Below are 13488 nucleotides of genomic sequence, written 5' to 3'. Positions count from 1 at the left end.
TCATTCCCTGCTATAGTAAAAAAATAGAGCTAACACCTCTTGCCATCCAGGCCAAAACATATTTGGATTTACCCTTTATTTATCTTTAGCCAAGTTGCATTGTCAGCCACAAATGACAATGCAACTTGGCTTTTTTATTACCACCCCTTCAACAATTTATCTATTGTTTTTTCCAGTAAACGAACCATCGTACTTCTGCGTTCACACGTCGTTACTTGACCAGGATACCTCACTACTTGCTTTTATTAACCTATGATTCTGTCATCACATATACGATACTTGCAAATCCTCTATACCCATCACATCATGGCTTTTCATGATTTCAGTTGAGACTTTGTCCAAATCATCTTTTCTAGCATTTGTCATGTATTTCATAAATGCATGCTGCACTTTTGCTAACAAACAACTAAATTACAATGCGATTCTCTTCCTTTAACCAGACAAACTCTTTCTTCCTGTTTTTTGTATGTATCGATAGGAAAAGATTACATACAAAACGATCCCAGTCAATCTTTTTATTGACTGGGATCGCTTGTGCTTGATTTGGATAGATACGAAACGTAGAGGCTGTATTCATCGTCATTCATTATAAGGTTCCTTTTGAGTTTCGTTTCCTACAATTAGCTACTATAGGTATTTGTCTATGTGAACTATCTGACAACTGTCCCATCAAATACAATCCGACGTTCCCCTATACAAAAAAAGAGAGCCACCAAAATAAAATGGCTACTCTTAAAATAAACACTATTATAGAAAGGGATGCGTATAAACAAATAGGTACCAATGAAGTGGTTATCCTATATTTTAATGTATGCTCTTTTTGCAAAAAGGTTCTAGTCCAAATAATGATACAAAACACAAAAAGAGCATGTAACCAGCATGCTCTCAGAAAATGTTTTTATATTACCCTACACTCTAATATATACATTCGTAACCCAAAACGTGATAATTTCATTATAAATTTACAAACATTTATATGAATATAACATAAAACGTTGCTATTTATCCCTTTTTTAATTTAACCTTTAGAAAACATCATTTTCTACATCTACCACGATGCCCAGCACATTAAATGAATGTATCATTTAATTTCTGTGAAGGCACAACCCTATTTGTCTTCACATCTGGCCACATGACTTTAATAAATATGCGATATGTCTCTTTTTATAAAACAGTATGCAAACAAAGTGATTTTTCCATCAAATCCTTATGTTATTACCATAATTCATGTTTTTACGAATTTCAATTGACTTTGGCAGTGACTCTAAATAGTACCTTTTTATTCCATGAATGCTATAAAACGAATACTTTCCGCTTGCTTTTGTTTTTTTCGCTATTCATTCTAACATCATTCCCTGCACATCCCTCATTTTAAATATTTAATTACTATTCCATCCGCTAATGTATTGGATAAACAAATATAGCGCCTTAATTTCTATTTCATTCAATCTTCGCTGTATGTTAAATACGTAGTCTCATCTTCTAATCTTTGATATTCTTTCCCATCAATTGAACGTTCATAATCCACCTATTCTTTTTTCTATCATTTCCATCTTAACATATATATACTTTTATCATTTTGTTGTTTTATAGGCATACCTGTTTTACGCTTACTTTAATCCTCTTTTTTCGAGTTGTTGATACAAACCGCTCCGACTACACCCTAATTGCTGACATATTGCTTTATAAGTAAGCCCTATTTCACGTAACATGATAGCTTGTTCACATCGTTCATCCCATCTTTTTCGCGCATTTTCTTGTATTTGTTTTCTGCTTGTCGGATGCCATAATCCCATTTTTTTAAGTCGCTTCCGTAACGTGTTTGCTTCGCATCCTATCTCTCCAGCGATTGCACTCATCGAAATTTTTTTTTGTAACATCTCTAAAATTTTAGGCATCAATGTTTCCCAATTTCTCCGTCTAGAACTTTCTCTAACTTGCTCTGCACGCGGAGCTAATTGTTTCCCCAGTCTATACAAATCTGCTCCTACCTTACAATTCACCATACAATACTTAGGTGAATCGTTTGTCCGATGTTCACATGCTGCGCAATGCTGATCTTGCAAATCCAATATGTAAATTCTGGTTTCTTTCGCATTCATGATATGGGCCCCTTACGTTAAGCTGCTTTTCATACTATCCAGATAGCTTGTACAACAGCCATCCCGAAAACACCTTATATTCTTAATCCTTCTTATGCATACTTAACCCCACTTACAGATACTTTACCTCGGAAATACGTATGATATGCATAAAAATCATCAGGGTCATTTTTCAGGTTTTTGAAAACACGTATCTGATTCTCTTAACTCTTTGAGATACTTACACTGATTTTTTCAATTCATACTAATTGTTCAACTGTCGTTTCTAAATCAGTTGTTTTGTTTACTAGTTCTGTAAACTCGACAGATATTTCAAATTAAAAAATATTGTTATTTTTTCTCTCCTCGTGTATAAAAATTTTGATTTAATCCATACTGTTCATAAGCTGTATTTCCTGCAGCAACGAAACACCGAAACCTTTTTCTGTTCTTACAAGTTTCAACAAAGCAACTTGCTTATGTAAGTTGCTTTGTTGCCTTGTGTGCATTTTTATAGCTTTGACATATTACTCTTGTATTAAAATATTGTTGTATTTAGAATTCACTTATTTTCCTCTCAGAACTCTATTTAACATCCCTCCCTATAAGTAACCGTTTTTTGCAACGACTACTTGTATCTTCGTACCAAACTCCATCAGCGTACGAATATGTTTAATAACCACTGTATATAATTCCTACTCATAAATTGATTTCAATCAAAAATTTCTACGATATCTTTTTTCTTACTACGTGATGGGGTGATTAACCATGGTAAGGGCCGTTACTTTATCGCTTTTTCTATATGTTTATCTAAATTTTACAGACGTTATTTATCGATATATACCATATCCTGTCAAAAAAAGCAGACAGAATGTTAAGAAATTTCATAAGTTAGTTGGGTTAATTACGATATTGCTTGTAACATTGTTGCTCGTAGAGTCACTAACAATAACGGTTTTAATGAAACGCGTTACGTTAATAGAAGAAACATTTTGTATATTTGCATTCCGCACCCACACCTGATTATTCCCTGTGTCTATTGCTATGCCCGCAGGATTCGTACTAACACTAATGAGTATCGGCGTTACAAAGGTAGACTCATTTATTAATGAGACCTTGAGGCTAGACCGATTTGTTATCCAGACCTAATTATTTCCCTGTTCACTACCGCTCGGGATACCCGTACCATTCCAAAATTTCATTCTGAAGTATCACTTCATAGACTCAATTAAGATAGTCATATGAGTCGTTCGAACATATAAAGTGTACTACCATGAAAACAACACCTATTTCTCCCAAAAAATAGTAAAGATAAAAACCGACGTAATTGTAAGGAACATATAGCTACAGTTGAGGAAAATATGCAACAAGCTGAGTTCGTTGCTCACTGTGTACCCGAACTTTTTATTTCTTTCAGTCTTTTTATCACAAATCAGCAACAATTCAAGAACTATAGAAGGCCCGTAAGATAGTATAATTGAATTATAAACTATACAATAGCTTCTACTGTATTCAATACAGACCAAGTACTCACCGTCGATGAAAGAGTTAACCATCGGGTGTACTAATTAAAAAAGGATACTCCTCAAAGAAAATTCATGAATATTTAGTTATGCAAGGATACACAGGCAGTCCTTCTACAACTCGTTATCATATCCGATTGCTTAGAAGTAACAGAACATCAAGAAGCCATTTTCTCATTCTATTCCAGAATTAGACCCCTTCCTACATGGAATAAAACAAAGCTTATTAAACGTATTATGTTTGGGAGAAATAGTTTTGATACCTTGCGAAAAAAGGGTTTGTTGCGGGAGTTCAACTAATATGGGAAAGAACCAGTTTTCATTGTACATCTACATATTCCAGGAAATTTTAAAAATTAATAAAAATAAAACGATATATATTTAAATTAAACCACCCCCGATAGAATGTTCATAACCTTGTATCAAAAATTATATTTAAGTTAATGCGACTATTGACATACTTGCACCAGATTGTCTCGGAGGAACTGAATTTATGGTTATTATGCTAGTGGCAGTATTTACAAGTCGAACACTTCCTCCTGAGGGCGAAGCGGTAAAAATAGTAGTTGCAGACATTGTCAATGAAAAACTATTACTGCTAGTAGATTTTGCTACTGTAGTATAGGGTAATGGAACACCGTCTATTTCAATAGAAATTGCAAACCCTGCAGTCATAGTAACAGGAGTAAATGTGTATGTGATTAAATATGTCCGTCCTCCTTCTAAATTTATTATAGTGTCATTAAGAGGATTTCTCGTAACAGCTGTTCCATTCTGAAAATTTTCTATTTCAAATCGTACGGGAGCGTTTGCGGCTATACTTTGATTGAGAAATGTGGATACTAATAGATATTCATTCGTAGGTGCTTGTACAGGTGGTCCAGTCGGTCCAGTTGCACCTGTGGCTCCTGTAGCACCAACCGGTCCTGTAACACCATTGTCACCTTCCACACCTTGAACCCCTTGCGGCCCCTGAGGCCCTTACCCCTTGCGGCCCTTGCTCGCCCTCAGGTCCTTCTGGTCCTGGAGGCCCTATTGGCCCTTGTGTTCCTTGTGCCCCAGGAAGGCCCTGTATCCCAGGAACACCTTGTGGACCAGGGACCCCCTGTGGTCCAGTCGGCCCAGTTGCTCCAGCACCACCATCAGGAACAGCGGCTGTTCGTGTCACCAAAGCAGATAAAATATTGAGAATTTGGTTGCGTAGGGCAACGTCCATCACAAATTCTGCCATTAAAAACGATAAAGTAGTATACAGAGATTGTAACATGGTCGCGATTTGACCAACTTCTGCCGAAGTAACTGAGGCTAAACGATTGTTGACAGCTAAGAGAAGATATAAACTATTTCGTGTAGCGTCTCTCTCCGTTGCAGTAGGAAATTCGGTGAGTAAAAAGTTATATAAATTCATTAAACTATTTTGTAAAGTCATACGATTTACTAAATTAGGATTATTTAGATACGTATTGATAGCAATTTGTAATTGTTGGATTAAAGTGAAAAGTTGTGCTTGTTGCGCTGGAGTAATAGGAACTGTAGGGACTAGCTGTGGGGTGATGAGATTATCAAATAAATTTTCGTCCTTACTCATATAGATGATCCTCCTCGTTGTAAAGTACAATAAATTCGATAGAAGACTGGTAAACTTCTTATCATATATTTCCTCCTTTTCTAAGATGATGCATACACCGCAGCCACGGTTTATGTCCGCCCAGCGCTTCTTCGAGCCACGTTAAACGCAGCCGATCACTTGTAAAATAATAGACTTGGGGAACAGGTGTGCTACGTTTTTCGGCTTGTTTCACGAGTCCCTCATAACGGCGCATATTACAAAGTGTTGCATGCAAATTCTCCCCTGTATCGATTTCGACGACATGCAGGCGCCGCCCTTGATACCAATAAGCCGTCGGCACAAGCGGTTCTCGTTTACGAGAAGAAAATAGCGTCTCATTCCACTCCGGATACCCGCACCATTCCCAGATTTCATTGCGATAAAGGACATCGTAGATGTCTTGTAACTCTGTCAAAATGGTCACATAAGACGTTCCCAGTAACGCACCACCTTTGCTATTGAGTCCGTAAATATGACGAGCCGGTTCTTGAATGATGTGGAGATAGAGGGACTAAGTTGTTCGAGTTTACGCAGAATGCGTCGCCTGTTATAAAAACCAAGTAACTACTCAGCTTCTTCAAATAAAAAAACAGGCCAAATACATGTTTCCGATTCGAAAACATGAAAAGAAAATACTCCAATCAGAGAAAGAATCTATGCCAAATAGAGAAATTCTCTTATGAAGTCGTGTTATTCCAAGGAACCGTTCTAGTTTCTATGACTTGGTTTATCGCTTGTAAGACCGATTGTTTTTGTTTTTTCATGGTACTCATAAAGCTTCGTATCTGACAAAAAGATTCTGCGCCTTTCTTACTTCGGAAAGTCCCAGACACTTTCTGTTTTACTTTCGTCATCCGAATATCCCGTTCTGCTTGATTGTTATCAAATGGAATGGCTGGATGTTCTAAAAACGCTAGAATTCTGTCAGAATACTTGACGAAGCGATTCCATAAATTTTGAGAAGGCGTCTGCTTTCCTTTCTTCTTTTGTTTCGTGGAAAGAATCTGTTGTTCTTTCAATATGGATTGATACATAATAAACAGATTCTTTTGCGTCGCTTTTGGCATGGTACCTTCGGATTGCTTTTTCATCGTCAACGCTTGCGTTAGAAATTTCTGCATCTGTTGTGCCCATTGTTCTCCAGTACTATCTATAATTCCTTGTAAATCTCGTAAGAGATGGGCATTACATAAAACGTGACGACAATCTGTATACGCATCATACGATTTCCAACCATCATGCATCGCAATTCCAGAAAAAGATGGCAAGATTTCTCCAGCATCCATTGCTTCTTTTCCACGTTTTTGATGAATATGTTGCAATGTCACCTCCGGTGTACTGGCAGTATGTAACCATTGTGTTTTGTTTTCTACACGCATACCAGTTTCATCAAAATGGACAACAGGAGACTGCAGAATCTTTTCCTTTACTTCTTTTATGAATGGCTGCAATTGAGAAGCGAAAGCCTGTGTATGATTTACCAGGGTTCCTTCGCTTATAGAATGTCCAAAACAATCCTGAAAGAATTCTTTTGTTCGCTTCAAAGAAATGCATTGATAATGCGTTAAATAGGGAATCAGTCTTTTTATATTTGGACCATATTGAACAGGACGAGATACTGTCGAAGGAAATTGGGCTTCTTGGATAGAATGGCAATGTGGGCATTCTTTCTGTTCTACTTTATGTTCTGTCACTTCGATCTGAATAGGTGGTAAGTCATACACTTGGCGAATGCGATACCCTTTTACAGGCTCGTGGTTCAAGGAAGTATGACAACAAGTACAATATGTAGGAGAATGTGTAATCGTATGATCTGGAGTCGCTGTCAAACCAAGAGTATGTCCCTTGTGGCCCAACTGGCCACCCGTTTGACGATGAGACGGTTTGCGCAAACTTTTTGTAACGGGCTTACCCAAACCATCTGTAGAAGGTGGCTTATGACTATTTTTGGAGTTTTTTTTTGAAGCATTTTCTAGTTCTTGTATACGTTTTTCTAACTTAGAAAATGTTTCTTCAAATAAAGAAATAACAGCTTCAGGTCCTTTTTTATATGTATCTAAAATAATTTTTCGATCGACCATAAGATTCACCTCCCCTGTTTGATATACTCAGTATTTACAAATGGGAGGCATATGAAACTAGTAAAATTTAAAAAAGACACCGAAAGGTGGCTGAGTAGTTACAAAACCAATATACGAAACAAGCTGACTGGTTGTGGTCCACTGAAACTGTTGAATCATCTCTAAAAACTCTAAATCGGTCACGACTTGTTCCGCCATCACCTTTCTTGCCATCATACACCCTCCTTTTTTAGAAAATAAAGCAACCGAACAAGGAAAGGAATTCATCCAGCACAATTGTTTCTACGATACACATTCCCAATCGAGTATCCCCATCAAAAATGCAAAAGAACAATCAAAACAGGAAAAAGTAACTACTCAGCTTCTTCAAATAAAAAAACAGGCCAAATACATGTTTCCGATTCGAAAACATGAAAAGAAAATACTCCAATCAGAGAAAGAATCTATGCCAAATAGAGAAATTCTCTTATGAAGTCGTGTTATTCCAAGGAACCGTTCTAGTTTCTATGACTTGGTTTATCGCTTGTAAGACCGATTGTTTTTGTTTTTTCATGGTACTCATAAAGCTTCGTATCTGACAAAAAGATTCTGCGCCTTTCTTACTTCGGAAAGTCCCAGACACTTTCTGTTTTACTTTCGTCATCCGAATATCCCGTTCTGCTTGATTGTTATCAAATGGAATGGCTGGATGTTCTAAAAACGCTAGAATTCTGTCAGAATACTTGACGAAGCGATTCCATAAATTTTGAGAAGGCGTCTGCTTTCCTTTCTTCTTTTGTTTCGTGGAAAGAATCTGTTGTTCTTTCAATATGGATTGATACATAATAAACAGATTCTTTTGCGTCGCTTTTGGCATGGTACCTTCGGATTGCTTTTTCATCGTCAACGCTTGCGTTAGAAATTTCTGCATCTGTTGTGCCCATTGTTCTCCAGTACTATCTATAATTCCTTGTAAATCTCGTAAGAGATGGGCATTACATAAAACGTGACGACAATCTGTATACGCATCATACGATTTCCAACCATCATGCATCGCAATTCCAGAAAAAGATGGCAAGATTTCTCCAGCATCCATTGCTTCTTTTCCACGTTTTTGATGAATATGTTGCAATGTCACCTCCGGTGTACTGGCAGTATGTAACCATTGTGTTTTGTTTTCTACACGCATACCAGTTTCATCAAAATGGACAACAGGAGACTGCAGAATCTTTTCCTTTACTTCTTTTATGAATGGCTGCAATTGAGAAGCGAAAGCCTGTGTATGATTTACCAGGGTTCCTTCGCTTATAGAATGTCCAAAACAATCCTGAAAGAATTCTTTTGTTCGCTTCAAAGAAATGCATTGATAATGCGTTAAATAGGGAATCAGTCTTTTTATATTTGGACCATATTGAACAGGACGAGATACTGTCGAAGGAAATTGGGCTTCTTGGATAGAATGGCAATGTGGGCATTCTTTCTGTTCTACTTTATGTTCTGTCACTTCGATCTGAATAGGTGGTAAGTCATACACTTGGCGAATGCGATACCCTTTTACAGGCTCGTGGTTCAAGGAAGTATGACAACAAGTACAATATGTAGGAGAATGTGTAATCGTATGATCTGGAGTCGCTGTCAAACCAAGAGTATGTCCCTTGTGGCCCAACTGGCCACCCGTTTGACGATGAGACGGTTTGCGCAAACTTTTTGTAACGGGCTTACCCAAACCATCTGTAGAAGGTGGCTTATGACTATTTTTGGAGTTTTTTTTTGAAGCATTTTCTAGTTCTTGTATACGTTTTTCTAACTTAGAAAATGTTTCTTCAAATAAAGAAATAACAGCTTCAGGTCCTTTTTTATATGTATCTAAAATAATTTTTCGATCGACCATAAGATTCACCTCCCCTGTTTGATATACTCAGTATTTACAAATGGGAGGCATATGAAACTAGTAAAATTTAAAAAAGACACCGAAAGGTGGCTGAGTAGTTACAGGAAAAATATGTATTCCCTCTTATTCTCTCTTCTCCCAACGAGACAAGAAACAATATGTCCGTTGCTTATACTGTATGCTATACAAGACCCAAGCCCTTCGTGCTAGTTTTTTGCTGCTTTCGCAAAAAAACAGGCGTAAAAATGAAAATACAAAAAACACCAATTGTATGGTGTATATAATACAAAATTATATGATAGATTTCTAATTTTCCGAACACTTATACCCTCCATTTACTTTCCCGTCCGCCGGTTTCCATATCTGCGTTTTTCACCGTTTTTATTTTCTCATAAGCGGTGTGTCTACCCATTCTCTCCACTACACCCCAGTCGCCTCTAGCTGCAGAAACATCTTTTTATATTTCCGCATACTTTGTATCTCACTCACATATAGTAAAATGACTCCTGTTGTGTCGTACCAAAAACCGTTTCCACGGAACAGCATGCCCACCCAGCACATTGGAATGCTGTTCTCCCTTTAGTCATGCGCTCTGACTTTTTACCTATATATAAGATTCCATAACACCAAAATAAAACATATCTTTTCTTCCATCATACACATCCTTTCATTACAGCCCCTTTTATAATCATAGGATACAAAGGAGGCTTTGGTTTGGATATTCATGATTTACACCTACAACTAGAGGAACTGCAGCAAAATGATTACCTGTACTTACATACATGTAATGTAAAAGAAATTACCTTCACCATGATGCAACATATAGGTACAATCGATGCCTACACACGAGAAATGCTCATTTATCCATGTTTTCAATATTTTATACAGCATAGCCTTTTAGAAAGTTCACAATTAGAAATATTACTAGCTTCCTGTCTTAATGCAAATTATTTATATTTTGAAATATCTCCTTCACAAAATGATGGCATTTTCACTCGTTCCTATACACTTGCACTTCTAGCTTTAATCATACAGTACGACACAGAACACCCTTTTTTACCAGAAAATCAACTCGTAGACGCTCTAGAAAAAATCCTTCAATACTTTAAATTAGAAAAAGACTACCGTGTGTATATACCTGACAAAGGATATACACGCCACATACTACATGGCTCATCTGCCCTACATGCCTTGATTAAAAATCCGAATATTTCAAATATTCACTACGAAAAAGTAATTCATTGCTTACTAAATACAACATTTCACCATCAGGATGTACTTTATAATAACGAGGATGAATATCTCATTACACCACTCCTAGCGATTTTACAACATGAATTTCCACAAAAACAGTTTCTATCGATTCTTACGAAGAAAATACAACGTCTTTCTCAAGTGAAAGAAAGGCTTACACCAACACAATTCGCTGTTTTATATGGAAATATCAAAACCTTTTTACGAACTCTATTTTTCCGAACGAAGAAAGATATAAGCTTAACAAACATTCCAAACCAAATTGAAAAAATCCTCTATCAATTTCCCCAATATTTTTAAACTAGTACCAACATACAATTCGGTATATAAAAGAACCTGTCTCTGGAGTAGAGTATCGAAGAGGAGATATGTGCAACATTGTTTCATTTTTAGAACAAGGAGGTGAAATCCTCCTTGTTTTTTTCTTGCCTACTTCACATACACATAGGCTTTGTTTTCCGTTAGATAGAATGTGTATCTCTAATATAAAAAATCCACTTGTTGTGCCTATCATTTAGCTGTGTATCGGTAATAAACAATCGTTTATTTAGGGGATTTTGATACTGTAAGTTTCACAGGTTGATGAGTTTGCACATATGGTATACCAAACCCAAAATACTATCATAAAAATCACTACATTTGTATTTTGAATGGTGAAACATATGAAAGAGAGGTTATAAACATGTATCCTAATCCTTATCAAGTAGGCTCTGGAGCTCAGCCCTACCACCCGTATCATATAGGTTCTGGAGCTCAACCATATCACCCGTATCATATCGGCTCTGGGGTTCAGCCATATCACCCGTATCATATCGGCTCTGGAGTTCAACCGCATCACCCGTATCATATCGGCTCTGGAGTTCAACCGCATCACCCGTATCATATCGGCTCTGGAGTTCAACCATACCCTATGGGTTCTGGGTGTTCTGAATCTAAAGCATCTATGTATAATCCGTATTATAAATAATATGTATAGTTTAGTTAAAGTTAATTCAATCCAATAAATTTGTGAGTATAAAGTAAACAACGTCCAATTTTGATGGACACCTTCAATTGTTAGACACCATCAACAATTGAAGGTGTCCTTTTTATGGCTAAATTCTCACCAGAAGAAATAGTAAAAATCGGAAAACTACAAGGGGATTAGCTCCTAACATGTTAAAACACCAATTCCACTCATCTAAACGTAATAGAAATGAATTTCATTTACATGATAAACTGTTGTATGTATCATCTGTTTTAGACTTATTATAGCTCGTAGATAGAGACGATACACCGGCACATTCTCTTTTTCTAAAATGATAAATAATGCGGTCATACAAACCTTCTTTGGCTTATTCAAGTATGAATTACATTATCTTAAAGAATTCGAGAGTATAAACCATTTCAATCTAAAATTAGATAATTATATTCATTACAATCACAAAAGAAAAAACAAAATTAAAAGAGATGAGACCGATACAATACCGGACTCATATTCAAACAGCCACTTAATTCTTCTGTCTAACTTTCCAGTTCAATTAAGGGCTGTTTTCCTACTTCACATACACATAGGCTTCATTTACTGTATAGTATGTTGTTCCGCTACTAATGTGCAATTCCCACTTCAAACCTTATATACTTCGCATAAATTCATTGATTTCCGACAACCATGTATCAATCATTTTGAATGCCCCATCCCTCACGATACATATTCTTCACAATCCCATTATTCATTCCTAATTTTGTACGAATACGTAATTATGACAACCCTATAAAATATTATTAGCAAATGATACTTGTAAGACCGCCTCTACTATATATATTTTAAATTCTTTCTACAATGGTTTTACATCGTCCAACATACGATATGGGCAGTGCTTCCCACTCCATGATTGATGTATGCCCACTCTGTTAGAATGTTACATCGTTTCATTAATTGAGCGATATGGCGGCAGTTTCCTTTTCTTTGCCGTAGTATTTATCTGCAACAAATTTCCATACTAATCAATTTTCTGTTCCTACTCGTCTCGTTTTACATTTAACATAATTATCCATATCCTCTACATCTTAAAAATTCTTTTAAAATAAGATACTTGTCCTATCACTAACATCATTAAATTTTCATATAATATTTTAAAGTAATTTTATTTTATTAGGAGGATAAAAACTTGAATATCAAAATGTTTTTTACATCTTTAGCGTTTAGTACACTCTTACTACTACCTTTCGCATCTAATCCTACACATGTACATGCACAAGAACTGAATAGACACTCCATATCTAGCAAACTACCGATTGTAAGTGATCCTTTACCGAAGGTTAATCCCGATAAAAATTCAATTCACCTCGACTCCTTCTCCCCTACAGACGTCGAAAATTTTAATTCTCTGCCCCATACTTTAGCTCCCACTCGAACCGTTACCATTTTAATCGCAGCTGATGAAGAATATCGAGCTGCTCATCCTGACTGGAAAACAATTACTACGCAAATGGTAGAAAAAGCAGATAATAGCTTTTGGGCAGAACATGACATTAACTTCATTGTAACAGGTTACGCAAATTGGAAATCCGATGGTGCAAATAGTAGTGCACTGTTAGCTGATTTAAATGCCGAATGGAAAAACAATACACAATACGATTTTGTAATTGGATTTACTAAAGACAACAAATTTACAGCTGGCGGCATTGCTTATGTCTATTCTGCCGCACCTCAAAGCGGTATTAGCGTTGTGCTTGATCAAGGAACAACCTTTACTCCTTATGCAATCCAACATGAATGGTCTCACAATTACGGACTATCGCATGATGCTTCTGGTAGTGGTATCATATGCATGATGAACTATGACTACGTGTATTCCGTGAATTATTGGGATGCTGCGCACGATGCTTTAATTGAAAGCCACCGTAATTGGTATGGTTATTAATTCAAAAATGAGTAAAAAGTATGTACAATAGTTATATACTCTTTCTTCTATAAAAACAAAAAGGCATCCTTTACGGATGCTCCTTTGTTTTCCACGGCTACATTCAACCTTGCACCATCGATATCTGATTTCGGATTTTAGATGCCATCATTATAGGTCGTTTA

General features: G+C 36.5%; 12 protein-coding genes and 1 pseudogene. 3 read left to right on the top strand and 10 right to left on the bottom strand.

What is annotated here, in order from left to right; translation table 11 throughout:
* Positions 1-216 precede the first annotated feature (216 nt).
* The 10 genes and pseudogenes from MHH55_RS31310 to MHH55_RS31265 form a co-directional block, all read right to left on the bottom strand.
* Positions 217-372 (bottom strand): annotated as a pseudogene (locus MHH55_RS31310) (IS200/IS605 family element RNA-guided endonuclease TnpB); the annotation flags it as partial.
* A gap of 34 nt (positions 373-406) precedes the next feature.
* Positions 407-583, bottom strand: coding sequence for a helix-turn-helix domain-containing protein (locus MHH55_RS31305; protein ID WP_078187606.1), 177 nt, complete (start codon positions 581-583; stop codon positions 407-409).
* Between the two features lie 1027 nt (positions 584-1610).
* Positions 1611-2102 carry a sigma-70 family RNA polymerase sigma factor gene (locus tag MHH55_RS31300; RefSeq protein ID WP_254849787.1) on the bottom strand — a complete coding sequence of 164 codons (492 nt, stop codon included), beginning with the start codon at positions 2100-2102 and terminating at the stop codon, positions 1611-1613.
* Positions 2103-4039: 1937 nt separating this feature from the next.
* Complete coding sequence (locus MHH55_RS31295) at positions 4040-4555, bottom strand: hypothetical protein (RefSeq protein WP_078187605.1); 516 nt, start codon at positions 4553-4555, stop codon at positions 4040-4042.
* Positions 4545-5192 (bottom strand): collagen-like repeat preface domain-containing protein, encoded by a 648-nt coding sequence (locus MHH55_RS31290; protein ID WP_078187604.1) that lies wholly within the window; start codon positions 5190-5192, stop codon positions 4545-4547. Before MHH55_RS31290 ends, MHH55_RS31295 begins: the two co-directional genes overlap by 11 nt.
* Before the next feature lie 61 nt (positions 5193-5253).
* Positions 5254-5628 carry a hypothetical protein gene (locus tag MHH55_RS31285; protein ID WP_340882096.1) on the bottom strand — a complete coding sequence of 125 codons (375 nt, stop codon included), beginning with the start codon at positions 5626-5628 and terminating at the stop codon, positions 5254-5256.
* A 262-nt stretch (positions 5629-5890) separates the two neighbouring features.
* Positions 5891-7294, bottom strand: a complete 1404-nt coding sequence (gene tnpC, locus MHH55_RS31280) for an IS66 family transposase (protein WP_100910632.1) — start codon at positions 7292-7294, stop codon at positions 5891-5893.
* Positions 7295-7351: 57 nt separating this feature from the next.
* Positions 7352-7507 (bottom strand): hypothetical protein, encoded by a 156-nt coding sequence (locus MHH55_RS31275; protein ID WP_340882093.1) that lies wholly within the window; start codon positions 7505-7507, stop codon positions 7352-7354.
* A 253-nt stretch (positions 7508-7760) separates the two neighbouring features.
* The gene (gene tnpC / locus MHH55_RS31270; RefSeq protein ID WP_100910632.1) at positions 7761-9164 is read right to left on the bottom strand and encodes an IS66 family transposase; all 1404 of its coding nucleotides are present in this window, start codon (positions 9162-9164) and stop codon (positions 7761-7763) included.
* Between the two features lie 420 nt (positions 9165-9584).
* The gene (locus MHH55_RS31265) at positions 9585-9725 is read right to left on the bottom strand and encodes a hypothetical protein (RefSeq protein ID WP_176116614.1); all 141 of its coding nucleotides are present in this window, start codon (positions 9723-9725) and stop codon (positions 9585-9587) included.
* Positions 9726-9878: 153 nt separating this feature from the next.
* On the opposite strand from MHH55_RS31265, the gene MHH55_RS31260 reads away from it, so the two are divergent.
* The 3 genes from MHH55_RS31260 (at position 9879) to MHH55_RS31250 (ending at position 13324) form a co-directional block, all read left to right on the top strand.
* Positions 9879-10718, top strand: coding sequence for a DUF2785 domain-containing protein (locus MHH55_RS31260; protein ID WP_078187246.1), 840 nt, complete (start codon positions 9879-9881; stop codon positions 10716-10718).
* 998 nt (positions 10719-11716) lie between these two features.
* Entirely contained in the window at positions 11717-12175 is a 459-nt protein-coding gene (locus tag MHH55_RS36555) for an IS3 family transposase (RefSeq protein ID WP_078187244.1), read from the top strand.
* A 393-nt stretch (positions 12176-12568) separates the two neighbouring features.
* Positions 12569-13324 carry a M12 family metallo-peptidase gene (locus MHH55_RS31250; protein WP_078187243.1) on the top strand — a complete coding sequence of 252 codons (756 nt, stop codon included), beginning with the start codon at positions 12569-12571 and terminating at the stop codon, positions 13322-13324.
* The last annotated feature ends 164 nt before the right edge of the window (positions 13325-13488 follow it).

Source organism: Bacillus sp. FSL K6-2944 (genome assembly GCF_038005385.1).
In the GTDB taxonomy this organism is placed as follows: domain Bacteria; phylum Bacillota; class Bacilli; order Bacillales; family Bacillaceae_G; genus Bacillus_A; species Bacillus_A cereus.
Note: the sequence above shows the minus strand (reverse complement) of the source record. Positions and strands in the feature narration are given on the sequence as shown.

Excerpts from the sequence above, each read along its gene's own strand:
- MHH55_RS36555 (WP_078187244.1), top strand. The coding sequence starts at position 11,717 with ATGATAAATAATGCGGTCATACAAACCTTCTTTGGCTTATTCAAGTAT.
- MHH55_RS31265 (WP_176116614.1), bottom strand. The coding sequence starts at position 9,725 with ATGTGCTGGGTGGGCATGCTGTTCCGTGGAAACGGTTTTTGGTACGAC.
- MHH55_RS31300 (WP_254849787.1), bottom strand. The coding sequence starts at position 2,102 with ATGAATGCGAAAGAAACCAGAATTTACATATTGGATTTGCAAGATCAG.
- MHH55_RS31290 (WP_078187604.1), bottom strand. The coding sequence starts at position 5,192 with ATGAGTAAGGACGAAAATTTATTTGATAATCTCATCACCCCACAGCTA.
- tnpC (WP_100910632.1), bottom strand. The coding sequence starts at position 9,164 with ATGGTCGATCGAAAAATTATTTTAGATACATATAAAAAAGGACCTGAA.
- MHH55_RS31275 (WP_340882093.1), bottom strand. The coding sequence starts at position 7,507 with ATGGCAAGAAAGGTGATGGCGGAACAAGTCGTGACCGATTTAGAGTTT.
- tnpC (WP_100910632.1), bottom strand. The coding sequence starts at position 7,294 with ATGGTCGATCGAAAAATTATTTTAGATACATATAAAAAAGGACCTGAA.
- MHH55_RS31305 (WP_078187606.1), bottom strand. The coding sequence starts at position 583 with ATGACGATGAATACAGCCTCTACGTTTCGTATCTATCCAAATCAAGCA.